General features: G+C 58.4%; 25 protein-coding genes. 7 read left to right on the plus strand and 18 right to left on the minus strand.

What is annotated here, in order from left to right:
* Window positions 1–3: 3 nt before the first annotated feature.
* The 15 genes from MUN84_RS09500 to MUN84_RS09575 form a co-directional block, all read right to left on the minus strand.
* Window positions 4–387 carry a nuclear transport factor 2 family protein gene (locus MUN84_RS09500; RefSeq protein WP_244697769.1) on the minus strand — a complete coding sequence of 128 codons (384 nt, stop codon included), beginning with the start codon at window positions 385–387 and terminating at the stop codon, window positions 4–6.
* Window positions 357–974: a GNAT family N-acetyltransferase gene (locus tag MUN84_RS09505; RefSeq protein ID WP_244697771.1), complete on the minus strand. Its 618-nt coding sequence runs from the start codon at window positions 972–974 to the stop codon at window positions 357–359. The genes MUN84_RS09500 and MUN84_RS09505 overlap by 31 nt, the downstream gene beginning before the upstream one ends.
* Window positions 975–1188: 214 nt before the next feature.
* A complete protein-coding gene (locus MUN84_RS09510) occupies window positions 1189–1755 on the minus strand; it encodes a phosphoribosylaminoimidazolesuccinocarboxamide synthase (RefSeq protein WP_244697778.1) in 567 nt (188 codons plus the stop codon).
* A 2-nt stretch (window positions 1756–1757) separates the two neighbouring features.
* Window positions 1758–2120 carry a phosphoribosylaminoimidazolesuccinocarboxamide synthase gene (locus tag MUN84_RS09515; protein ID WP_244697780.1) on the minus strand — a complete coding sequence of 121 codons (363 nt, stop codon included), beginning with the start codon at window positions 2118–2120 and terminating at the stop codon, window positions 1758–1760.
* Between the two features lie 46 nt (window positions 2121–2166).
* Window positions 2167–3207 (minus strand): phosphoribosylformylglycinamidine synthase subunit PurQ, encoded by a 1041-nt coding sequence (locus MUN84_RS09520; protein ID WP_244697782.1) that lies wholly within the window; start codon window positions 3205–3207, stop codon window positions 2167–2169.
* Window positions 3207–3599, minus strand: coding sequence for an AIR synthase-related protein (locus MUN84_RS09525; protein WP_244697784.1), 393 nt, complete (start codon window positions 3597–3599; stop codon window positions 3207–3209). The genes MUN84_RS09520 and MUN84_RS09525 overlap by 1 nt, the downstream gene beginning before the upstream one ends.
* A complete protein-coding gene (locus MUN84_RS09530; RefSeq protein ID WP_244698812.1) occupies window positions 3536–4864 on the minus strand; it encodes an AIR synthase-related protein in 1329 nt (442 codons plus the stop codon). The genes MUN84_RS09525 and MUN84_RS09530 overlap by 64 nt, the downstream gene beginning before the upstream one ends.
* A complete protein-coding gene (locus MUN84_RS09535) occupies window positions 4759–5343 on the minus strand; it encodes an AIR synthase related protein (RefSeq protein WP_244697786.1) in 585 nt (194 codons plus the stop codon). The genes MUN84_RS09530 and MUN84_RS09535 overlap by 106 nt, the downstream gene beginning before the upstream one ends.
* A 316-nt stretch (window positions 5344–5659) precedes the next feature.
* A complete protein-coding gene (locus tag MUN84_RS09545; protein ID WP_244697788.1) occupies window positions 5660–6232 on the minus strand; it encodes a hypothetical protein in 573 nt (190 codons plus the stop codon).
* Window positions 6233–6357: 125 nt separating this feature from the next.
* Window positions 6358–6972: an orotate phosphoribosyltransferase gene (gene pyrE / locus MUN84_RS09550; protein WP_244697789.1), complete on the minus strand. Its 615-nt coding sequence runs from the start codon at window positions 6970–6972 to the stop codon at window positions 6358–6360.
* Window positions 6973–6980: 8 nt separating this feature from the next.
* On the minus strand, window positions 6981–7298 hold the full coding sequence (locus MUN84_RS09555) for a hypothetical protein (RefSeq protein ID WP_244697791.1): 318 nt from the start codon (window positions 7296–7298) through the stop codon (window positions 6981–6983).
* 18 nt (window positions 7299–7316) lie between these two features.
* Entirely contained in the window at window positions 7317–8078 is a 762-nt protein-coding gene (gene pyrF, locus MUN84_RS09560) for an orotidine-5'-phosphate decarboxylase (RefSeq protein ID WP_244697793.1), read from the minus strand.
* A complete protein-coding gene (locus tag MUN84_RS09565; RefSeq protein ID WP_244697795.1) occupies window positions 8066–8332 on the minus strand; it encodes a hypothetical protein in 267 nt (88 codons plus the stop codon). The genes pyrF and MUN84_RS09565 overlap by 13 nt, the downstream gene beginning before the upstream one ends.
* A complete protein-coding gene (locus MUN84_RS09570) occupies window positions 8293–8928 on the minus strand; it encodes a hypothetical protein (protein ID WP_244697797.1) in 636 nt (211 codons plus the stop codon). The genes MUN84_RS09565 and MUN84_RS09570 overlap by 40 nt, the downstream gene beginning before the upstream one ends.
* Before the next feature lie 472 nt (window positions 8929–9400).
* Window positions 9401–9661 (minus strand): hypothetical protein, encoded by a 261-nt coding sequence (locus tag MUN84_RS09575; protein ID WP_244697798.1) that lies wholly within the window; start codon window positions 9659–9661, stop codon window positions 9401–9403.
* 704 nt (window positions 9662–10365) lie between these two features.
* Between MUN84_RS09575 and MUN84_RS09580 the strand changes: the two genes are divergently transcribed.
* Window positions 10366–10935 (plus strand): DUF4468 domain-containing protein, encoded by a 570-nt coding sequence (locus MUN84_RS09580; RefSeq protein WP_244697799.1) that lies wholly within the window; start codon window positions 10366–10368, stop codon window positions 10933–10935.
* Window positions 10936–11481: 546 nt separating this feature from the next.
* On the opposite strand, the gene MUN84_RS09585 is transcribed toward MUN84_RS09580, so the two are convergent.
* Window positions 11482–12309, minus strand: coding sequence for a DNA/RNA non-specific endonuclease (locus MUN84_RS09585; RefSeq protein WP_244697800.1), 828 nt, complete (start codon window positions 12307–12309; stop codon window positions 11482–11484).
* 329 nt (window positions 12310–12638) lie between these two features.
* Window positions 12639–14867, minus strand: a complete 2229-nt coding sequence (locus tag MUN84_RS09590) for a T9SS type A sorting domain-containing protein (protein WP_244697801.1) — start codon at window positions 14865–14867, stop codon at window positions 12639–12641.
* A gap of 340 nt (window positions 14868–15207) precedes the next feature.
* Between MUN84_RS09590 and MUN84_RS09595 the strand changes: the two genes are divergently transcribed.
* The 6 genes from MUN84_RS09595 to MUN84_RS09620 all read left to right on the plus strand — a co-directional run bounded on the left by MUN84_RS09595 (window position 15208) and on the right by MUN84_RS09620 (window position 21298).
* Window positions 15208–16575, plus strand: a complete 1368-nt coding sequence (locus MUN84_RS09595) for a sigma-54-dependent transcriptional regulator (protein WP_244697802.1) — start codon at window positions 15208–15210, stop codon at window positions 16573–16575.
* Between the two features lie 23 nt (window positions 16576–16598).
* Window positions 16599–19484, plus strand: a complete 2886-nt coding sequence (locus tag MUN84_RS09600; protein WP_244697803.1) for a PAS domain S-box protein — start codon at window positions 16599–16601, stop codon at window positions 19482–19484.
* Window positions 19409–19852, plus strand: a complete 444-nt coding sequence (locus MUN84_RS09605; RefSeq protein ID WP_244697804.1) for a response regulator — start codon at window positions 19409–19411, stop codon at window positions 19850–19852. The genes MUN84_RS09600 and MUN84_RS09605 overlap by 76 nt, the downstream gene beginning before the upstream one ends.
* Window positions 19849–20184, plus strand: coding sequence for an Hpt domain-containing protein (locus MUN84_RS09610; RefSeq protein WP_244697805.1), 336 nt, complete (start codon window positions 19849–19851; stop codon window positions 20182–20184). Before MUN84_RS09605 ends, MUN84_RS09610 begins: the two co-directional genes overlap by 4 nt.
* Window positions 20185–20244: 60 nt before the next feature.
* Window positions 20245–20607 (plus strand): NAD(P)-binding domain-containing protein, encoded by a 363-nt coding sequence (locus tag MUN84_RS09615; protein ID WP_244697807.1) that lies wholly within the window; start codon window positions 20245–20247, stop codon window positions 20605–20607.
* A 103-nt stretch (window positions 20608–20710) separates the two neighbouring features.
* Window positions 20711–21298: a hypothetical protein gene (locus tag MUN84_RS09620; RefSeq protein ID WP_244697809.1), complete on the plus strand. Its 588-nt coding sequence runs from the start codon at window positions 20711–20713 to the stop codon at window positions 21296–21298.
* 424 nt (window positions 21299–21722) lie between these two features.
* Here MUN84_RS09620 and MUN84_RS09625 read toward each other — a convergent pair whose 3' ends face one another.
* Window positions 21723–22028: a T9SS type A sorting domain-containing protein gene (locus MUN84_RS09625; protein ID WP_244697811.1), complete on the minus strand. Its 306-nt coding sequence runs from the start codon at window positions 22026–22028 to the stop codon at window positions 21723–21725.
* Window positions 22029–22233 lie beyond the last annotated feature (205 nt).

Genomic DNA, 22233 nt, shown 5'->3' on the forward strand with positions numbered 1-22233 from the left:
ATCTTAGCTGATGTCGTCGATGGAAATGATCTGGCCGTTCGCAAAGTGGAAAACCGACTTGCCCTGCAGCCGCAGCGTGTCGCCGGCGTTGAGGCCGTTGGGAAAGTCGATGGCTGCTACGGCGGAGTAATCTAGCAACACCTCCACGCGGTTGTCAGCTACTTGCCAATTGGTAGCGCGCTGCTCCCGCTGAGAGAAGTACTGCAGGGCTTGCGTGGCCTGCTGGCGGAAGGCTTCCTTCCCAGTCGTCGTCACGTTCACTTCACCGCCAGCAATATTTCGGAACACCACGTCCTCGTGCAGATGGCGCACCATGCCGGCTACATCGAAACGGTTGTACGCTTCGATGTAGCTTTCTATAAGGTGTTTTTGGGCGGCAATTTCCATGCGGGCGATGCGGTCAGTGTGCTGTTGCTTATGGCTGGTAACGTTACGTCAGCGGGGGTAGGGCTAGCCGTGAAAGAGGCTCTGTTCAGTACCATCAGCCGGTGGTCGAAGTAGTGCTCGTTAACGCGTAGGTATCTTTTTTGCAGGCCGTATTGCTCAAATCCCAGACTTTCATACAGCTGATTAGCGGCCGCGTTGCCCACTATCACGCCCAGGTAAATCTGCTCCAGGTCGGGTAGCGCAAAGGCAGCTTGCAGGGTACGTAGCAGCAGGGCCCGGCCGAGGCCTTGTCCTTTGTAAGCCGGACTCACGCACACCTGACGGATGTCGCCCTGGTGCCGAACCTTGCGGCGGCTAGCCTGCAAAAATGCGCACATCCCTACCAGCTCCGTTTCATTGAAAGCGCCCATAACAAACGCCCCGGGCTCCTGCGCTTCGATGTGCTTTTCGAAGTACAGCGGCCCCAGCTGCTCTTCTTCCTCCACCGAAGAGCCAAAACTGGCCGGGTACTCCGCCAAGCACGCCAACCGCAAACGACGGTAGGCGAGGCTGTCAGCAGGAAGCAACTGGCGAATGGCAACGGGCACAGAATCTGGATTAAGAGGCGAAATGAGGTAGCTGAACCTGACAGGTAGTAAGCCTAGCTTACAGCACCCGCAGCTCCGCGTAGGTGGCGCGCAGCTGGGCTTTAGTTTCTTGAATGTCGCGGCGGAGCTATTCGTACAGGTGAAGCTTGAGCAGCGTTATCGGGGCGCATTACTATGAGGTTGACGGTAGCCGAGGGCGTCATTACCGACGAGTTTAGGCGTCTTTCATGATGCCAGCGCGCACGAGGTTACCCACGAGGCGGGTCCGGACGTCACCGCCGCTGGTGGTTTCGTTGCCGGTGGGCAGTGGACTACCCGTGATACGCTCGTAAATGTCGAGGTAGCGGCGGCTGGCTTCCTGGGAAACTTCAGGGGTGAGGGCGCGGGGGTACTGGCCATCCTGCTTGTTGGCAATCAGCCACTGGCGCACGTATTCCTTATCCATCTGCTCCACTGCCTCGGGATTTTGGGCGTAATCCTCGGCGCTCCAGAACCGCGAGGAATCGGGCGTGTGGATTTCATCAATCAGGATCAGCTCCCCATTCAGCAGGCCAAATTCATACTTGGTATCCACCAGGATGATGCCGCGCTCCGCCATCCACTGCGAGGCGAAGTTGAACAGTTCCAACGACTTCACCCGCATCTGTTCGTACAGCTCCGCCGACACCCAGCCTTCCGACACCAAGTTCTCCGGCGTAATCTCGCGGTCCGACTCCTCTTTGGTTGTCGGCGTTACGAGGGGCTCGGGAAATTGCTGGTGCTTGGTCATGCCGTCCGGCACAGTTACCCCGAGAAGGTGCGCTGGCCCTGCTGGTAACCGCGCCACATGGAGCCCGTGAGGTAGTTGCGCACAATCATCTCCACCCGAATCGGCTCAGCTTCTTTAGCCAAGGTCACATTCGGGTCGAGCAGCGCAATCACGTGGTTCGGGATGATGTGCTGAGTTTTGTCGAACCAAAAAGCAGCCAGTCCGTTCAGCACCGCGCCTTTGTGGGCCACGGGCGTTTCCAGCACCGAGTCAAACGCTGAGAGGCGGTCAGTTACCACGATGAGCCGCTCGCCCGAAGGAGCGCGGTACGAGTCGCGAACTTTACCGCGGTGCAGCAGCTCAAGCTGGGGCGTCGCGAAGTGGTTGAGGGTGTTCATATGGTAGAGTAGTCAATCGGCACGACCGGCGGATTGCGGTGGTGTCTTAGGATGAAAACTGGCGGGCTTCCTGTGTTGTGGCAGCAGTTTGACGCTGGCTTTGCACATGCTCTACAATGTTGCGGAACAGCCGCAACCCATCCCCTTCCTCCGAAATAGCCGGGTTCATCCGCTTGCGCCGAGCCCAGTCGGGATGATTGTAGAGCGAAAGGAACGCCTCGGGGTGGGGCATCAGTCCGAATACCTGGCCGGTGGTGTCGGTTAGGCCGGCGCAGTTCAGGTCGGCGCCGTTGGGGTTGTGCGGGTACACGTCGGTGGGCGAGCCATCGAAATCAGTGTAGGCCAGGCAGTTTAAGGCCTGGGCTTCGATTTCCCGAAGGGTTTCTTCACCCTTGATAATGAGGCGGCCTTCCCCGTGGCGCACGGGCACCTCCAGGGTGTCGATGCCTTTAAGGAAGGGCGAGTTCGACTCGGGGTTGACTTTTAGCCGTACCCACCGGTCTTCGTAGCGGCCTGAGGCATTGTGCGTCAGGGTTACTTCGGGCGTTACGTTGCCGCTGAGGTTGGGCAGTAGGCCGAGCTTTACCAGCACCTGAAAACCGTTGCAGATGCCCATTACAAACTTGCCGTTGGCAATGAACTGCTTTATATCATCGAGCAGGGTGCGGCCCTCGGCATTTTTGCGGTAGCGCAGCTTGTTGGCTAGCACCACCCCGGAGCCTAGGTCGTCGCCGAAGCTGAAGCCGCCGGGGAAGTTCAAGATGTCATAGTCGTGGATGCTGACGTGGCCGTGCAGCACCTGGTTCAGGTGCACGATGGTTGGGTCGGCGCCAGCTAGCTTGTACGCAGCCGCAAATTCTTCTTCGCAATTGATGCCAAAACCTGTCAGGATGAGGGCGCGCACGAGTTGCTGAGGCGCAATTTGGGCCGATGAATGACCTAAAGGCTGGGTCGTTTCGTGGCCGGCGTCCACGCTTTTGAAGCCGAGCACGAGGAGGTTACCGTTCGCATCCGTGACGGGGCCGCCGTGGTCGAGTTGGGGCCGCGGGGGCGTATTCAGGTCCGGCAGTTTGGGTTGTTCTTCCATTAGGATTGCGCCGCTTCGTGCTGGCCGAAGCCGATAAGTCGATTAACTGGACCGTTGGTCCACTCGTGGCGCAGGGCCGCCGTGCTGGCCGAAATGGCCGTCTGGCCGCCGTGGCGCACCGTGAGCTGGCTGTCTTGCGTGACCACGCCGAGGCGGGTAGCGCGGGCGCCGAAGTGCTGCTCGAAGGCTACCACATCCTCCGGCGCCACCGTGGCCACGAAGCGGGAGTGCGACTCCGAGAACAACTGCACGTGCACCGGCAAGCCACCTGGCAACTCCACATCAGCACCAAAACCATGACCAAACGTGGCTTCTGCCAAGGCAACCGCTAAGCCACCATCCGACAGGTCGTGGCAGGACTGGATGAGGCCGTTATCGTTGGCCTGACCCATGAGTGTGTAGAGGGCTTTGGCTTCCTCGAACCGCACCTTGGGCACGTTGGCGCCAAGCTCCCGAAGAGCTGGTAGAACTCCGAGCCGCCTAGCTCGTCGTAGGTTTCGCCCAGCAGGTACACCACGTCGTCGGCTTGCTTGAAGTCGGAGGTGATGGTGCGGCGGACGTCCTCGATTTTGGCGGTCATGGAGTACAGGACCGTGGGCGGAACGGAAATCTTCATGCCGTCGGCCTTGAAGTCGTTCTTCATCGAATCCTTACCCGAGGTGAGCGGAATGCAGTAGGCCGCCGTGGCGTCGCGCAGGGCCTGGCACATGCGTACTAGCTTGGCCAGCTTGAGCTTGCCATCGGGGTTGGTGGCGGGGTCGTACACCGAGTCGGGCACGCAGAAGTTGTCGTTCACCGACCAGAAGTTGCCGTCGCCGTAGCTCAGGTTGGGCAGCTTCCCTCCCACCGCTACAATCTGGCGCACGGCCTCGTCAAATGCACCGGCCGACATATCGTAGGAGTCCAGGTCGCCGAAGCGGGGCAGAATACCGTTGCTCACGGCTACCCCTTCCCAACTCTCGAAGTTGAAACGTACTATGGCCGCATCCTGCGGCGCCTGGCCGGTAGCGCCCATGAGCGGCTTGATGATGGTGCGGCCCTTCACCTCGTGGTCGTACTGCCGAATGACTGATTCGCGGGAGCAAATGTTGAGGCTGCCCAGCAGACGGCTTAGCACGTCGGTATGGTCGAGGGTAGCGGGTAGCGCGGGCTCCTGGGCGGTAGGCTTCTGCCACTCGGCTTCCAGCACTTTGCGCGGCACGCCGTTGTGCAGGAACTCCATGTCAATGCGCGCTACTGACTTCCCGTCGAAGCGCACGTCGAGGCTGCCATCGGAGGTGAAGTAGCCGATATCGGTCAGCTCCACTTCCATTTCCTGTCCTAGAGCCATCAGCTCGGCCATCTTCACGGGCTCCACCGCCAGCGAAAACCGCTCCTGGGACTCCGACACGAAGATTTCCCACGGGCGTAGGCCAGGATATTTCAGGGGCACTTTCTCCAGTTCCACCACGGCACCGCCACTGATGGTAGCCAATTCGCCAATGCTGGAGGACAAGCCGCCCGCGCCGTTGTCGGTGCTGCACTTAATCAGGCCACGGCGGGTAGCCAGAATCAGGAAGTCCATGGCCAGCTTCTGGGTAATGGGTGAGCCGATTTGCACGGCCGTGGCGGGCGAGGTTTCGTCGAGCTCAATGCTGGAGAAGGTAGCGCCGTGGATACCGTCTTTGCCCACCCGGCCCCGGCCATGATGATGCGGTCCTGGGCATCAATCTTCTTCTCCCAAGAGTCGAGGCCGGCCAGTTGCATGGGCATTACGGCGCCGGTGCCACAGTACACCAAGGGCTTGCCAGCGTACCGGTCATCGAACACAATAGCGCCGTTCACCGTCGGAACACCCGATTTGTTGCCCCCGTCTTCGATGCCCTTGCGCACGCCTTCGAAAATGCGGCGCGGGTGTAGCTGGTTGCTCAGCAAAGTGCCCGAAAACTCGGGGTTGCCGAAGCAGAGCACGTTGGTGTTGAATAGCAGCCGCGCGCCCCCAATGCCGGTAGCCAGCGGGTCGCGGTTGTTGCCCAGGATGCCCGTAATAGCGCCGCCGTAGGGGTCGATGGCCGAGGGTGAATTGTGGGTTTCGACCTTCCACACGAACAACGACTCGGGGTTGATGCGCACGGCGCCGGCGTTGTCGCTGAACACCTTTATCAGCCAGTCGTTGCCGTTGGCGCGGAGCTGGCGGTCTACCTCGGAGGTAGCATTTTTAATGTAGGTCTTGAATAGGGAATCGACTTCGAACTCCTCGCCCGTGGCCGCGTCCCGGTACTTAATGAGGGCCGAAAACTCTTTATGCTTGCAGTGCTCCGACCAGGTCTGGGCAATGATTTCCAGCTCGCAGTCGGTGGGGTCTTGGGGTAGGCCGCGGCTTGGCGCTCCTCGGCCATGCTGGTGTAATGGTCGCGCACGGCGCGCATTTCCTCCAGGTTCAGGGCGTAGAGGTTGTCTTTCGACAGCTTCACTAGCTCCTCATCCGAAAGGCCAACCAGCGGCACGGTGTCCGTAATAGATTCGGCCCACCACCCGGCCGCGGCGTGTAGTCGCGAATCTGGGCGATGGGGCCGACCTCGAAGCGGTTGATCATTTTGTTGCCGAGCAGGTCTTCGGCCAGGCGGCGCAGACTACTCTCGGGCAGCTCGTGCTCCAGGAAGTAGAGCCGTTTGCTGAAGATATGCTGGGTATGGGTGTCCAGCGGCTGGTTCAGGAAGTCGCCGAGGGCGTTCTGGGCCGATATGCCTTCGTCGTCCGTCACACCGGGCAGCTTGGCGACGAGGATGTAGCTCTTGTATTCGGCACCGTGGCGGAACTCGTCGAGGGCCACATCGTGCAGCACGGGGTCCTGGAGGCAGTGGGTGGCGAAGTCGCGCAGTTGCTCGCCCGCCAAGGGGTAGCGCACCGTGTAGAGGGCGGTGCTTTGCACCCGGCCGGTGGTTAGGCCGAGGTGGCGGTGGGCAGCTTCGGCTACGCGCTGGCCCTCGCCATCGTGTTGGCCGGGCTTGAGCAGAAGCTGTATGGTTCTTTGGGTAGCGTCCAAAAGGAGGATGGTTATCTATTTTTCGGGTTTCCCACGCCTGGGCGAAGGTGCCCACGTGAGGAAGCATACCCGCGCAGGGTACGCCGAAAATGCCTTGCCGCGGGCCGATTGCCGCTACGGTAGGTTTAAGAAAACGCTTTTTCCGGCCGACTGCCGGGTTTCACCACCGGAATACCTGCCCGGCAAAGCGGACAATCATCGGGTGCGTAGGTGGCCGCCGAAACCGGCAGCAAGGCAAAGTTCGGAAAAGAAAGGTCAGCTTTCCCACTCGTGCGGTCAATTAAACTCGCCACTGCCAAAACTTTTGCCCCCAATTCTTCCAGCACCCGCGCTACTTCCTTGGTGCTCTTGCCGGTAGTCACTACGTCTTCGGCAATGACAATTTTTTGGCCAGGCTCCACGGTAAACCCCCGACGCAACGTCATCTGCCCCGAGTCGTCGCGCTCCGTGAAGATGCCGGGCACTCCTAATTGCCGGGCCAGTTCGTAGCCAATCACTACCCCGCCCATAGCCGGGCCTACCACCACATCGGGCTGCAAGCCGGCCTGCTGAATCTGCCGGGCCAGCTCTGCCGCCGCCGGGGCTGCCAGGTCGGGGCGGCGCAGGAAACGGGCGCATTGCACGTAGGTATCGGAGTGCAGGCCGGAGGAAAGGCGGAAATGGCCGCGCAGCAGGGCATCTTCCTGCAACAGTTGCTGCTCCAGGATTTCGGAGGTGAGGGTGGGTTGGGTGGAAGTCATTTAAGTCTTTATTCGGCTCCTTCTGTTGAAATGATTACTGGTTCTAATCCGATATTAAGGCCTAGTATAAAATTTATGCTATCCTCTTCAGCCTCAATAACTAGCATAGAATATTCTTCTTGCGCTTTCATAAGAATATGCTCTACTCGCTCAATTTTTATTGCCAACGTCAGAGAGCTATTCAGGGAAATATGAGCATACCATCCTGCCCGTATTACACCTTCCTTTAGTCGCCCAATCAGATAAAGCTCTTTTCGTTGCAGGATTGCAAAGCTGTCGATAACCTCGAATGTTCCTCGCACTGATTCACTATTGATTATTGACACCTTATATATAGGTATAGATTAAACCGCTACCGGCCGGAACCGGTTGATCTGCTCCACTAGCTCCCGCGCGGCGGCGGCGGCATCCGCCGCTTGCCACAGGGCGCGCGACGTATTGATCAGGAGCCCCGAACCATCAGGCCGTAGGCCCGCTTTCAACGTGGCTTGCAGGTCGCCGCCCTGGGCACCGACGCCGGGTACCAGGAACCACTGCTCCGGCGTGAGGCTGCGGATGCGGGCCACGGCTTCAGCGTTAGTAGCGCCTACTACCAGTCCGATGCCGCCGTGTACTTCGTCGAGCTTGCGGGTTACGCGGGCGGCGCAGTCGGAGAGGGTGCCACCGCGGGTAAGAGCCACGTCTTGCAGGGAATGAACCGGTTTATTGGAGGTTTTGGCCAGCACGAACACCAGCTTGCCAGGCCGGGCAAAAGGCACAATGGCGTCGTCGCCCATGTAGGGGTTTACGGTTACGCCATCGGCTTCTACCACATCGTAAGCGAAGCGGGCGTAGTGGTCGGCGGTATTGGCAATGTCGCCGAACTTGCCATCCAGAATTACCGGAATGCTTTCCGGAATACGCTGCACGGTTTCGCGCAGCAACTTCACCCCGTCTTCCCGACTCAGGAAAAAGGCCAGATTGGGCTTGAAAGCGGCGGCGTACTCGCTGGTTTGGTCAATGACCTCGGCCAAGCGGCGCGCTACCTGGGCGTCCTCCCCTATCGGGTCAAGGCCCACGCAAAGCAAGGAATTAGCGCGCTGAACTCGTTGGGTTAGCTTTTCCATACCGATGAAGCAGTTTCGGGTTGAAGATGGGCGCACTCGGTGGCTAGCCGGGCCGATAGGCCGGGTTCCAGCCACTCGCCGCTGGCAATTTGCACGGCACTGGCCCCGCAGCGCAGGTAGTCCGTGACGTGGCTGGCCGTGAATATTCCGCCCGTCCCGAAGATAGGTAGCGTTATCCGCTCATCGTGAGCCAGCTCCCACACGCAGCGTAGGGCTACGGGCCGGAGCGCCTCCCCCGAAAGGCCGCCAGCCACGGGCGCGGCCGTGGCATCGTCGGGCAGGTGCAGGGCTTTGAGCAGGTTGGTAGCGGCCAAGGCGGTAGCGCCGCCTTCCTGCGCCCCCAGAGCCAAACCCGAATGTGCTCCGGCCACGGCGGCAGCTTCACAATAACGGCCGCTTCGGAACCAAGCTCATTGCGCACGGCCTGGGTAGCTTCGCGCACAAACTTGGCACTGAGTTCCTCGCCCTTCCCGGTGTCGGGCTGGGCCATATACACTTCTACCCCGGCAATCAGCTCACTAGCTTCGCGGGCCAAGAAGCGCGCAATCTTGCGAAAACCAGGAATGCCAGGGGCCGTGATGCTTACGAAGACCGGCACGCCGTAGCGGCGGAGGGTGGGCAGGTGTTCTTGCACCAGAATTTCGGCGCTTTCGGTGCGCATGTGGGTGGCGTTGAGCAGGGTTTGGTCGGCTACCTGCCAAATGCCTTCCTCGTAGAGCCCGGGCTTGGGCTCCATCGTGACGGTGCGGGTAAAAATAGCTCCCAGTCGCTCGTAGTCCGGGCCGTCTAGCTGCCAGGACGCGGCCGCGAGGCATACCGGGTTCTGGAGCGTGAGTTTACCGAGTTGCATAGATTAAAAACGTTACGATGTTATCGGCTTCGCCCGGCCAAAGCCAGGCGCCACCCGCAACATCAGATGAGTGCGCTACCTCCAGCCGAGGCCCGAAGCAGCCAAATCACTAACTCTGTAGAACCCCGAAAACGCGGGGCGGCCAATTCGCGGACCAACATACGTCAGAATCCCCCTGATTTTCTATCACCCCGCTGCCTTGTGCCACCCCGCCCCGTCGCCGCCGTTGGGTGGATAACGGGTTGTTTCGGGTTTGTTGCTGGTTGTTGATTGTTAGTTGACAATCGTTGGTTGTTGCGTCAGCCTGCGCTTGCGAAGGACCTTCGCACGCTAGAACAGTCCGCTGTTACGTCCTTCGACTATTATCAGATCCTTCGCTACACTCAGGATGATAATCAACAATTGCCATTAACTACCAACTACTAAAAGCAAAACGCCCGGCAAAGGACCGGGCGCTTGCTGAAAGAAAGAGCTAGATTACGTTTTCGCGGTTGATTAGGAAAGTGGTGAACAGAGTGTCGGTGTTTTCGCAGGCCCCGGTTACGCCTACAATGTGAGGCGTGTTGTGGATGGCTGCGAAGCCTTCCGATTCCACGTACTTCCGCGCGCCTCGGAACATGGCGTCCCGTGCTTTGATAATGGCCATCCGCTTAGGATCCGTGCTCAGGTTCACGTTGTAGGTGGCGGCAGGAGCGGCGGCTACCATCTGCTGGGTGAGGGTGGTGTCGTTCATGGAATTTACCAGTATGCGTGGGTGGGCGCCAATTTTGCCTAGGCCAGCCAAACCGACTGGACACAAAAAAACCGCTTCGAAAACCGAGGCGGTAAGAGCAGCAAAACCAATAGAAACGAAAGAATTAACGAGGAGAACAGCCTTCCGGTCATCTCGCAGGACGCTTTCGTGAAAAGTCCCGCGCTTCTTCAATGAATGTTGATTGAGGTGAAGCACGTCGCAAAAGTACTACTCCTTCCTACCCCAGCAAGACAACCTAAGTTAACTTTATGTTACCAAAATGTTACGCGGATTTTCTCTTGTGTACTAGCAACTCTTTATAAGCACGCCATACATCCTCTTGTTATTCAACACATTCCGCATAGCACAAATAGCCTATTAATGCCCATACGCTATACTTAGCTGACTTTTGCGGGCCTGTAAACAGCAGCTATTCATACTGAGATAACAGGTCTCGTTATTGGAAATGTTCAACTTAAGGAACTTAGGCTATTCTTATAGTGTACAGAGGCATCCTTTAGGCAAAACATCCTTTATTTCCACAACGCTCTGCGTAAAATGCTGTTTGTACATATAATAGTTATTTCCAGTAGCTATCTTAACAAAATTATAATGGCACAGTTTTTATATCAGCCACCAGGTTGCTGTTATCTTTGTACCACAGGCTTTTTCCTTTGATTTTCTCATTTTCTTCTCCGTTCCATATGAAAAAAGTGCTACTAGGTTTGTTGATGAGTGGGATGCTGGCACTAGCGCCGGAAGTACAGGCCCAGACCGATGCTCCGGCCCCCATTGAATACAGCGAGCGGGTGCCTGCCGACGGGGCCGGTAAAACGGCTCTGTACCATCGGGCTCTGGACTGGACGCAGAACAAATTTGCGTACGGCCCTAAATCTGGAATGAAGGCGGAAGAGGGTGCCGGCACCGTGCGGGTAACCGGTACCAGCAAGGTGAAGCGAGTTGATAATAAGGGGAAAGACCAGGAGGTTACCATATTATTCGACTTCGTTTTCCGGGCCAACGACAACGGGTATGAGTACAGCGTGGGTTCCTTCCGGGTAGTACCAGACCCAAAGCAGCCTTCCCAGATTATTACGTTTGATGAATACCGGACTGAGCTCCGGGCCGATAAAAACAACGAAAAGACGCACAACGAACGCCGACTGACGGCCCAAACGTCGTCGTTGGCTTCGGAAGCGGCCATGTCGTTTCGCTCTTACATGAACAGCACGCCGGCCGAAGGACACGTTGGCGTAGCAGGCGGCGAGCATTAAGCGGCCCGAATTTCTAGAGTTTTCCATGCATGCCAGCGGCCCGGAACCACATGGTTTCCGGGCCGCTGGCATGTGATTTTTCCGGCGGGTAGAGCCACGCTTAGTTTCAGCGCCATGCAACGCTCACGCACGTACTACTTGCTTACCAGGCCTACCCCTCTACCTAGTGAGAGACGGTTGTTCAACTGCTGAGTACTGGTTCAGTTTTTCAGTTCTGGACTGCTACGAGCATTAATGTGCTACTCACTTGCAACGCTCACTTAGGCACCCACTTCATAATGCGAAAAGCCGCGTTGCAGCGCGGCTTTTCTACTATCTTCCCCTCAGCCGCCTCTTTACTTCACTCACGGTAAAGATAGAGGGAGCCGTCTAGAATCCTCGCTCAATTTAGATTAATAACCGAATCGTAAAGACAGACGTCAGTCTTTAGACGATGAACGGATTTGACTTGTCGGCGAAGAGCTATTCGACAGGTAGCGCACTAAAAACCAACTGCCTAGCTCCGGTGGGGCTAGGCAGTTGGTTTCAGCTAATGACGAGTTTCTATCAGCTCGTCGGGCCGTTATCTACGCGAGCTTCTACTACGCTCTGCACAGAAGCCGATACGGCCGAGAGGATGTCGTAGCCCGTGGCGGCTTCAATGGCGTCCACAGTGGTGCGGTAAGAGCCCCAGGTGGTCAGCAGGCCGTTGTCGTTGGGGGTGTTGATGGCAATAACGCGGGTGCCGGTGGTTACGCGGGCAGCGTCGCTGCTTCCTTCGGGCAGCACCACAATTACCTTCCATACCTGAGCAGGAACCGTTACACGGCCGGCATCGAGGGTAGTCGCGTAGCCGTTGGTGCCGGTGCCACCTTTGCCGTAGCTGCCACAGATGATGTACAGTTCGTTGCCAGCATTCACGAGGGTGCGGCAGTAGTTTTCCAGGTTAGCCCAAGTGCGCTGGTTGTTGTTCGGGGCCTGCGGAATCATGTTGCTCATCAGGAAGGTAGCCGTGTTGTCGGCCACCGAGCCGGTACGGTCGGCGCTGGGGCAGTTGTGTCCCCGGTCGAAGCCCGAGCCGGTGTAGCTGGTGCTGGTGGGGCGGTACCAGCCCGTAGGCAGCGTGTTGTCGGGGGCGAAGTTGTCTTGGCGCGGGGTAGAGCCCAGCCACGCGCTGCTCAGGTGCCAGCTTACCCAGTTTGGCGTACCCCGGTCGCGGTGATACGACATAGCGAACTGCGACTTCGACAGCAAGTAGTTCCAGTAATTAGCCGAGTTAGCCGTGGCCCCGCTGGGGTTGCCCATTGCCAGGTGATTGTCGCGAGTGGCGTCGGCGCTCTGGCTTACTGCGTCCGGAGTAATCGAGGGAGCTACTTCGTTTTTGGAGCAGGACACGACGCAGCTGGTCAGTAAGGCTAGGCCTAAAACACGGGAAAAAGTACGGTACATGTAAACAGGGTTTGGTTGGTGGGATGGAAAGCAGAAGCGAAGTAGGCTCCCGGCTAGCAAAGTTGGTGAGCCAGAGCTACCCCAATGTTACCCAAATATTATTAATTTCTTGTTTTAATACAATTGTTATACTATGGATATACTCTTGACTGCCTGCATGTTCTGCTACCACAGACCCTAAAACGAACAGAGCCCCGCTGACCTGCAACAGCGGGGCTCCCAGTCCGATAATGATAAAGCGAAAAGGATAGAGTAGGGATAAAAAAGAGGATGGGTTACTGCCCCCGTATTACTAGGCGCTGGGTAGCCAAACGCTGGCCGGTGGCGTCGCCGAGCACTAACTGGTAGAGACCAGCGCGTAGGTGTAGCGCCGAAATCTCCAGGAGCTGCCCCGTTACTTTTTGCTGGCTTACCAGGCCACCTTGCATGTTGTAGATAAACAACTGGTAGTTTCCTTCCGGCAAGGCGGGTACGGTGGCCTGAATATTATCGGCGGCAGAAGCTGGGTTTGGGTACACGGCAAAAGCAAGGCTGGCGGTTTTGAGGCTCACGGGCACAACGGCCGAGTAGGTTTCTTTCCCGTCCAGGTCCACTTGGCGCAGGCGGTAGTACAGCATGGGAACCTGCTGGGCACCGGCCTCCGCGTCGCGCAGGGTATACTGCCGGGTTGTGGTGGAAGTGCCAGCCGCCTCTACCTGGCCAATGGGCTCGAAGTCAGCAGTAGCCCGTAAGGAGCGCTCCACTACAAACAGCTTGCTGTTCAGCTCGCTGGCCGTTTGCCATACTAAGTTCACGGTGCTACCAGTAGCCCGGGCACTGAAACCCACGAGCTGCACGGGCAAGGGTGCCGGCGCCGTAATGCTGGAGGGGAAGCCCATAGGCCGGTCCTCCGCAAAACCGTAGTATACCTGCGTATTGTCGAGCAGCGCCACGCCATTGGTCAGCTCAATTTCAACCCAGTCAAAGTCGCGGGTGGTGCGGAAGGAAACTTCCTGACGACCATCGGCCAGCACTTCTACGCTCAGCAAAGAACTACCCACGGCGCTTTCCACCAGCTCGGCGCCGGTAGTACCGCTTCCGGTGGCGCTGTGGCTACCCGTGTACGTGTTGATTCGGATGTTAGAAAGCAAGTTGGCATCAAGCAGCCCGGTGCCCAGGCCCAGCACGGCTCCCGCCACGTTGCCGGCGAGGCCCGGCCCATCGAGGCGGAGCTTGAGGCGGGTAGTGCCGCCTACGCTCAGCGCCGTACGTACGGTAGCGTAGTTAGTGGTCTTGTCACGGTCGGCGGCGTTTTGTGGGTTTTGCACCGAGCAGTTCACGCATACCACGCTGCCGTTCACCTGATAGTTGCCGGCCGGCTCCACAAACTCCGATATACGGGGCTGCAGGTCGCGGAACACACGGGGCTCCAGGCCGAAGCCGTAGAACACCCGCAAATCGTCCAGCACGCTCAACAGCTTGGTTTGCTGAATCTCTACCCGGTCGTAGGGCTTGGTAGTTGGGAAGCTGACGTTGTACTGCTGGTTGCCCAGCACTTCCAGGTTCAGCAGGTTAGCACCGGTCGCCGACTCCTGTGGCACGCCGCCTAAGTACGTGGTAACGCGCAGGCCATCGAGCACGGTAGCATCAAGCAGGCTTCCGCTGCCCAGCACAAATCCGGCCTGGTAGCCGGCTGGCGCAGTGCCTTCCAGCTGCGTTTGCAAGGTAGAAGGGCAGCTCAGGTCAGCCACCGACTTCATAGTGGCGAAGTTGGTTAGGCTTTTATCAACAGCGTTGAGCGGATTGGTAACATTAGAGTTCACACAGACCGTGATGCCATTCTTAACAACACCCGTGCTGTAGTTAGTCGTCCCGGCATTCTCAAAACGGGAAGCGTAGCCTTTTGCCGAAGTAATTACGTTAGCGTCGATGGCGTAGGCATAATACACCTTCAAATCGTAGCCCAAGCTTAGGGCCGAAGCCGCTTCTACCTCAATTTGGTTGAAGGATTTGGTGGCCAGAAACTCCAGCCGAATCTTGCCCGTGTTACTACCCAGTAGCGTGGAAGCAACGGAAGCATCCACCGCTCTTTCCTCCTGCAGGGTAGAGGTAGTACCGTTGCGCAGATAGGTCCGGACAACAATTAGGTTGGCCGTATTTAACGACAACAGGTTCAGGATGGTACCGCTACGCTCTACCAGTACGCCGGCCCGGTAATTAGCGGGCGCCGTAGTTGCTAAGTTCATGCGTAGCCGCACCGAGCCCGCCAGCGCCGAGGCGGGAACGTTCATAACCGCCGCCGAGTTGAAGTCGTTATCCGTAGCTAATTCGGGGTTGGTAATTTCGCCGAAGCATGTGGTCAGGCCCAGGAAAGTGGTGCAGGTACGCGTTACGCGGGCCCCGTCGTTTCCGGTGTTAGAGTAGATGGGGGCGCTAGCAGCCCACGTGGCGTGCGCCCCGGTGCCAAGGAGTAGCGCTGTTGCCAGCAACAACGTACGAGCAAGGTGTGAGTAGAAGGGCTTCATAGAGGGGCAATGAATTGATAATCACTAGGATTAAGGAACCACTGATCCTATACCAATTCCATAGCCAAACTCATATTAAAGCATCAAAAAATTGATTATCAACAAGTTACTATCAAATGAAAAATGCTATATTGTTTCATTCCGGGATTCCTTTTCTAAAATCGAGAAAGTTTGGTATCCCCGTTTCTCCCGCTTATACTCGCAGCATTGCGCGATTTTGCCTGTTCTGAGCTATTGAGAACCCTGCTGCCGGAATTGAACAATCCCAATGTGTCTGCTTTCTCGAAAAGGGAGTATACCAGGGTATCGCAGTTCCCATGCTATTCCTTCCTCCTTTCCCATGAGCGTATCTTTACCTGTTTCCATCTTTATTGTCGAAGACAATGCATGGTACGGTGAGCTACTTGAGTACAAGCTGGCTCAGAACCCGGATTATGTTATCCGTCGGTTTACCACCGCGCAGGCTTGCTTGGATAACCTAAGCGACAAGCCCGATATCATCACCCTCGACTACTCCCTACCCGATGGGCAGGGCGACCAGGTACTCCGCCAGATCAAGGAGCGTCTGCCCGATGTGGCAGTTATTGCTATTTCCGGCCAGGAAGATGTGCGCACGGCCATTGGGTTGCTGCGTCAGGGAGCCTTCGACTACCTGGTGAAGGATGAGGAAACTGCCGACCGCCTCTGGAATACCGTGGGCAACATCCGCAAGCAGCTGGAGCTGCGTCAGGAAAACACCCGCCTCAAGGAGCAGATTGGGCAGAAGTACGACCCGCAACGCGCCATTCTGGGCGAGAGCCCCCAGATTAAGCAGCTCTACACCCTCATTGATAAAGCGGCCCGCACGAACATTACGGTTTCCATTAGCGGGGAAACGGGCACCGGCAAAGAGCTGGTAGCCAAGGCCATTCACTTCCGCTCTGACCGCCGCGACGGAGCCTTTGTGGCCGTAAACGTGGCCGCCATTCCGCGCGATTTGCTGGAAAGCGAGCTGTTTGGGCACGAGAAAGGCTCCTTTACCGGCGCCATCAGCCGCCGAATCGGACGGTTTGAGGAGGCCCACAAGGGCACCTTGTTCCTGGACGAAATTTCTGAAATGGACCTGGGCCTGCAAGCCAAGCTGCTGCGGGTGCTGCAGGAACGGGAAGTATCGCGCGTGGGCGGCAACACCCGCGTACCATTTGATGCCCGCCTGATGGTGGCTACCCACCGTGACTTGGGCCAGGAAGTGAAGGAGGGGCGTTTCCGCGAGGACTTATACTACCGGCTGCTGGGCTTGCCCATTGTGTTGTCGCCGCTGCGGGAGCGGGGCGACGATATTTTGCTGCTGGCCGATGCTTTCCTGAAGGATTTCTGCTCCCAGAATAACATGGCCACCTGCTCGCTGTCTGGGGCGGCGCAGCAGAAGCTCCTGCACTATACCTTTCCCGGCAACGTGCGCGAGCTGAAAGCGGTGGTAGAGCTGGCCGCCGTGCTGGCCGAAGACGACGAGATTCAGCCCCAGGATTTGCCCTTGCGCCACGGCGCCGCAGATACGGCCGCCCCCGACATCATGCCCAACGAGTCGTTGCGGACGCAGATGGCAGCCATTGTGCAGCGCTACCTCGATGTGCACAACGGAAATATTCTGCAGGTAGCGGCCAAACTGCAAATCGGGAAGTCCACCATTTATCGTATGGTCCAGAACAACGAGATCCGTATTCGCTGACCTCGGCTGTCAACTGCCATTCTATGAGTTCTATTGGTATCCGTCATTTGGCGCGCCAGCTGCGTGTAACCCAAAAAGCCTGGCAGCAGGCCCAACACGAAACAGGTGAGGCACGCCGCCAAGTAGCCGAGCTCAAGGCTCGGTCGCTGGCAGCAGCGGAGCAGGCTACGGCCCTGTTGGAAACCATGAGCACGGCTATTCTGGCCGAGGACCAGGACCATGGTATTACGCTGCTCAACCAGCGCCTCTGCGACTTATTTAGTCTACCCCACCCGCCTCGGCACTACCTAGGCAAGCACTCCTCCCTGCTGTACCAAGAAAGCCGGGCCCAGCTGCAAGATGAGCAAGCCGTGCGCACCCGCAACCAGCAGTTGCAGGCGGGTCAGGAGCGGGTGAGCGGCGAGATTTTTCGGCTGCGCAACGGCATTATTGTGCAGCAAGATTACCTGCCTGTGGTGCAGAACGGCGTGACCATGCTCCACATCTGGAGCTACGAGGACGTAACAGTGCGCCAGCAGGCCCAGGAGCGGGTGCAGGAGCTTTCCCGCCTAGCTGAGCAGAGCCCTCAGCCCATTATTCGGTTTAACCGGGAGGCCGTGGCCCAGTATGCCAACCCCGCCGCCAACCCCGCCCTAACGGCCCTCTACCAGCCGGCAGGAGCGGAGATTGTGCGGCTGCTGCGCCAAGAAATTGCCCTGGCCCTGAGCAGCGGGCAGCTACGCACGGTAGAAAAACGTCTGGGCGACGAATTTTACCTCTGGACTATTGCCCCGCTGCTGCAGGAGCAGGAAGCCAACGTGTACCTGACCACCATTACCGCCAGGCGGCGGGCCGAGGCGGAGCTGGTGCGCAACCAGCTATTCACGGCTCGCATCAACGACACGGTACCTAACATCGTGTTCCTGTTCGATATGGACACCCGGGCCGTGCTCTACAGCAACCGCCAAACCGAGCAAATGCTGGGCTACACGGAAGCTGAAATCCGGGAGATGGGGCCTCAGCTGGCTACCCTGCTGGTGCACCCAGAAGATTTGCCGGACTTAGAGCGGAAGCAGGAAGAAATGCTGCGGCTCGAAGAAGGGCAGGTAGCTCACTCAGAATATCGGTTTAAGCACCGCAACGGAGAGTGGCGGTGGCTTAGCCTGAAGAGCACCTGCTTTACCCGCCACCCCGATGGTACCGTGTGGCAAGCAGTAGGCTCAGCCGCCGACGTGACGGAACGCCGCATCACAGAGGAGGAGCTGCGCCAAAGCCGCCTGTTTGTGGAGCGCGTCACCAACACCACTCCCAACCTCATTTACATCTATGATGTAAGAATGAGGTCGAATGTGTACTGCAACCGCTTCGTGGAAACGATGCTGGGCTACTCGCAGGAAGACTTGCTGAACATGAGCCCTAGCCTGATGGCTAGCCTAATGCCCATTGCCGAAGCCCGCCGGGTGCAGCAGCATTTCGAGGAAGTAACCCGGGTTGCGGATGGGGTTATTCTGCACCTGGAGTTTTTTCTTTCCCACCGCAACGGCTCCATCCGCTGGTTGCGCATTAGCAGTACACCGTTTGAGCGGGATGAACGCGGCCGGGTTCATAAGATTGTGGGGTCGGCGGAGGACATAACCCGCTGGAAAATCGCCGACGAGCAGCGGCGCTCTGCCAACCGGCGACTAGCCGAACAAAACCGGCTGTTCCGGCAGGTAATTGACACGGTGCCCAACCTTATCTACCTGAAAGACGGCAGCGGCAACTACATTCTGGCCAACCAATCGACGGCCCACCTCTACGGCCTCAGCAACGATGCCCTGCTGCAAACGCCGGCCGCCTGGCTGCAGGAGCAATTCCCGGACCTGGTTCGCTACCAAGCACAGGATGAGCTAGTTATTCAGTCGCGTCAGGAGGTAGCCCACGAGGACACGTTTACTGATGCCCAGGGCGAGGTGCACTGGTTTAATTCCGTCAAGCGGCCGTTTATTCTGGCCGACGGCACCGTGCAGGTGCTTGGGGTTGACAATGATATTACCGAGCTGAAGCGCACGGGTCAGGCCTTGCAGCAAGCCAAGGAAGCGGCCGAGCAGAACGCCCAGTCGCGCCAAACCTTCCTAACCAACATGAGCCACGAAATCCGCACGCCCATGAACGGCATCATGGGGCTGGCGGAGCTGCTGTCCAAAACCGACCTTACTGACGAACAGCGGCAGTACTTGCACCACATCAGGCACTCGGCCGAGAACCTGCTGGTTATCATCAACGACATTCTCGACATGGCCCAGCTCGGCGCCGGTCGGGTTCGGCTCGAATCAATGCCCTTCGACTTGCAGGAAGTGTTGAAGGCCAGCTGCCAGGCCCTCATGCCCAAGGCAGCCGAGAAAGGCATCAGCTTGCGCCTGCAACTGGCCCCGGGCACTACCCCCGCCTGGGTGCAAGGCGACCCGTACCGGTTGCGGCAAATTCTGCTGAACCTGCTTAGCAACGCCATCAAATTCACCGACAAGGGCCATGTGCTGCTTACCTGCCGCCGCGTCAGTACGCCCACGGCCGAGCCCGAATACCAGTTTTCGGTGCTGGATACGGGCATTGGTATTTCGGAAGACCAGTTGCAGCAGCTGTTTGAGCCCTTCACGCAGGCGGAGGCCAGCACGGCCCGCGAGTACGGAGGTTCGGGGCTGGGCCTGAGTATTTCGCGGGGCTTAGTTGAGCTACTGGGAGGCGAGTTGACCGCCGAAAGCCGCTTGCACCATGGCAGCACGTTCCGGTTTACGCTGGGCTTCGGGGCCGCTACCCCCCAACTGCCAGCAGTGCCGCCCCGGCGCCGGATTACCAGCGCCTGCGTGGCCGCCGGGTGCTGCTCACCGAAGACAACCGCGTTAACCAATTGCTGGTGCAGGTTATGCTCCGGGGCTGGGGCCTGCACGTAGACACGGCCTCTTCCGGCTCGGAGGCGCTGGCCTTGTTCCGGCAGCACCAGTACGACGTAGTGCTGATGGACATTCAGATGCCCGGTATGGACGGCGTGGCCACTACCCACCTGCTGCGGGAGCACCCCGACCCAGCCCGGGCTGCCACCCCCGTGGTAGCCCTCACGGCCCATGCCATGCACGGGGAGGCGGAGCGCTACCAAAAGGCTGGCCTCGATGCTTATCTTTCCAAACCCTTTAAGCAGGAAGCCCTGTTTCATACCATTGCCAACTTGCTTGACTTAGATGATGCTGCCACCCCACCTCCCGCCGCCGAAGTAGTGGAAGAGCCTACCCCTGCCCTACCCCCGGCAAGCTCTATGACATGAGCAGCCTGCGCCAGTTTACCAACAACGATGAAACTTTTATCCGGCGCCTGGCCAATCTGTTCATCAGTACTACCCCGCCGGTAGTGGAGGAACTGGAGTACCACTTGCAGGAGCAGAGCCTAACCAAGCTCGGGGCAGCAGCTCACCACCTGAAAAGCTCCGTTGATGGCCTGCAGATTCAGTCGTTGCGCACCATCCTGCGTGATTTGGAGGCCGCCGCCCATGCCCCCGCCACCGCCGACTGGCAGAGCCTAGCGCACGGGGTGCAGCAGGTGCGTCAAATCACCGACGAGGTTATTCGCCAGCTTCAGCAGGAATTTCCCGCCGATTAGCGGCCGCGGCCGGAGCGGCAGGGCCCCGGCTCATCCGCCCCGGCTGTTGTATTATGCGGCATGATTTCCTCCTCTGAACCAGTGGGCTCTAGTGCTGCGCTGCATACGCTTGTTATTGGGGCCGGGCAGGCCGGGCTAGCCGCCGCCTACTGCCTCCGCCAGGCCGACGTGCCGTTCATCGTCCTGGATGAGCGGGCGGCCGTGGGAGAGGTGTGGGCCACGCGCTACGACTCGCTATGCTTGTTTTCGCCCGCTTGGGCCAGCAACCTGCCGGGACTAGCGTGGCCCGGTGAGGCCCGCCGCTACCCCAGCAAGGCTGAAGCCGCGGCCTATTTGCAACAGTACGCCCGCCACTTCCAGCTGCCCATTGAAACGCAGCAGCGGGTGCAGGTTGTGCGGCCCATTCCTGGGGGTATGAGGTAGTAACTGCCACTGGCCGCCGCTTCGAGGCTAAACACGTCATTGTATGTACCGGGCCTTACTCCGCCCCAAGGTTCCGGAGTTCAGCCATGTGCTTCCTGCCTCAGTGACGCAGCTGCACAGCAGCGCCTATCAGCGGCCCAGCCAACTGGCGGGTACGGGTCCGGTGGGCGTGGTGGGTAGCGGCAACTCGGCCCTGCAAATAGCCGCCGACCTGGCCGCTACTGGTCGGCCGGTGTGGGTAGCCTTTGATGAAGGTACGCCGGCCATGCCCAACAACACGGCCATGTGGGCGCTTCTGCTGAGTACCCACATGCTACAGGCCAGCCGCAAGTCCCCGGTTGGCCGCCTGATGCGCAGTCAGCCCGAGCCGGTGGTCAGCGCCGACCTGAAGCGGCTGCGGCGGCTTCCGAACGTGCGGTTTATGGGCCGGGCCTTAGGTGCTACCCCCGAGGGTGCTCTGCAAGGAAAGACAGCTACTACGCCGGCCCTGGAGGCGGTTATCTGGGCCACCGGCTTCCGGCCCGACTACAACTGGCTCCAGGTGCCAGGGGCGCTCAGCCCCGCGGGGAAGCCCCAACAGGAGCGGGGCCTGAGCCCAGTACCGGGGCTGGCTTTTCTGGGCCTGCCGTGGCTGCACAGCCGGCGCTCGGCGCTCATGGGTGGGGTCGGGCCGATGCTCAGTTTGTGGTAAACCACCTCGTGAAAAAGACATAATTATGCTGCAACTACCTGGCACACTTTTAGGTTATACTTGTATCAACTCAGCCGCAGGCCACTAGCTGTCTTTTTGCCCGAGGCTGAGTTTTTCTTTTTCCCTTAATTTCTTGTTGTATGATGTTGCTGATTTTCTTCGGGATTGCGCTAGCGACTGCCTTGCTCGCTCTCGACACGGTAAACAAACTGAAAGCTACGCTGAAGCCTGTGCCGGTGCGCGCGCAAAACGGCCGCTAATTCTGCGGTCCGAGCCTTGCTATACCTTACGCCCCTGCTTTGTGCAGGGGCGTTTTTTTGCTCCATGGTTTGTCTGCGTAGTTGCGTAAGCCACAAACGCCAAGCGCAGCCTCCTTCACGAGGCTGCGCTTGGCGTTTGTAGTAACTAGTTGGAAAGGGTAGCGTTAGCGAATGACGAGCTTGCGCATTTCGCTGGCGTTATCTGATTCTAGCCGCACGTAGTAAAGTCCGTTGGCAAACTTGCTTAAATCGAGGGTCCGGGTTTCCCGGTCGTTCAGTTCGCTGAGCACTTCCCGGTACATGAGCGTTCCAATGACATTGAGTACGCGCAACTCCACCTTGCGGCCTTCAAAGCCATTGATGGCAACGTGCACGATGCCAGTGCTGGGGTTGGGGTACACCAACAGGGCTTTGTCTTCGCTAGCGGGGCGGGTGGGGGTAGCCGGGCGTGGCGTGATAGGCTGGGCCACAGCGGATAGCGTACTACTGCGGAGCCCGCCTATCAGTAGAACGAATAAAACTAAACAGCGTAAGGGTTGCATCATATAGGGTAGTGGGAGCGAGGGAAAGTGCCGAACGGAATGGGTATTAACGACGGACACGAGTTTAGGTTAGCAAAAGTAACAGAGGTTTTATCTTCTCATGCCAGAATATAACTCATCTTCGATAAATGAA

Source organism: Hymenobacter sp. 5516J-16, from assembly GCF_022919335.1.
Lineage (GTDB): Bacteria > Bacteroidota > Bacteroidia > Cytophagales > Hymenobacteraceae > Hymenobacter > Hymenobacter sublimis.

Coding starts and splice junctions, on each gene's coding strand:
- MUN84_RS09520 (WP_244697782.1), bottom strand. CDS start 3,207: ATGGAAGAACAACCCAAACTGCCGGACCTGAATACGCCCCCGCGGCCC.
- MUN84_RS09500 (WP_244697769.1), bottom strand. CDS start 387: ATGGAAATTGCCGCCCAAAAACACCTTATAGAAAGCTACATCGAAGCG.
- MUN84_RS09610 (WP_244697805.1), top strand. CDS start 19,849: ATGAGCAGCCTGCGCCAGTTTACCAACAACGATGAAACTTTTATCCGG.
- MUN84_RS09575 (WP_244697798.1), bottom strand. CDS start 9,661: ATGAACGACACCACCCTCACCCAGCAGATGGTAGCCGCCGCTCCTGCC.
- MUN84_RS09570 (WP_244697797.1), bottom strand. CDS start 8,928: ATGCAACTCGGTAAACTCACGCTCCAGAACCCGGTATGCCTCGCGGCC.
- MUN84_RS09595 (WP_244697802.1), top strand. CDS start 15,208: ATGAGCGTATCTTTACCTGTTTCCATCTTTATTGTCGAAGACAATGCA.
- MUN84_RS09515 (WP_244697780.1), bottom strand. CDS start 2,120: ATGAACACCCTCAACCACTTCGCGACGCCCCAGCTTGAGCTGCTGCAC.
- MUN84_RS09580 (WP_244697799.1), top strand. CDS start 10,366: ATGAAAAAAGTGCTACTAGGTTTGTTGATGAGTGGGATGCTGGCACTA.
- MUN84_RS09600 (WP_244697803.1), top strand. CDS start 16,599: ATGAGTTCTATTGGTATCCGTCATTTGGCGCGCCAGCTGCGTGTAACC.
- pyrE (WP_244697789.1), bottom strand. CDS start 6,972: ATGACTTCCACCCAACCCACCCTCACCTCCGAAATCCTGGAGCAGCAA.
- pyrF (WP_244697793.1), bottom strand. CDS start 8,078: ATGGAAAAGCTAACCCAACGAGTTCAGCGCGCTAATTCCTTGCTTTGC.
- MUN84_RS09590 (WP_244697801.1), bottom strand. CDS start 14,867: ATGAAGCCCTTCTACTCACACCTTGCTCGTACGTTGTTGCTGGCAACA.
- MUN84_RS09615 (WP_244697807.1), top strand. CDS start 20,245: ATGATTTCCTCCTCTGAACCAGTGGGCTCTAGTGCTGCGCTGCATACG.
- MUN84_RS09525 (WP_244697784.1), bottom strand. CDS start 3,599: ATGGGTCAGGCCAACGATAACGGCCTCATCCAGTCCTGCCACGACCTG.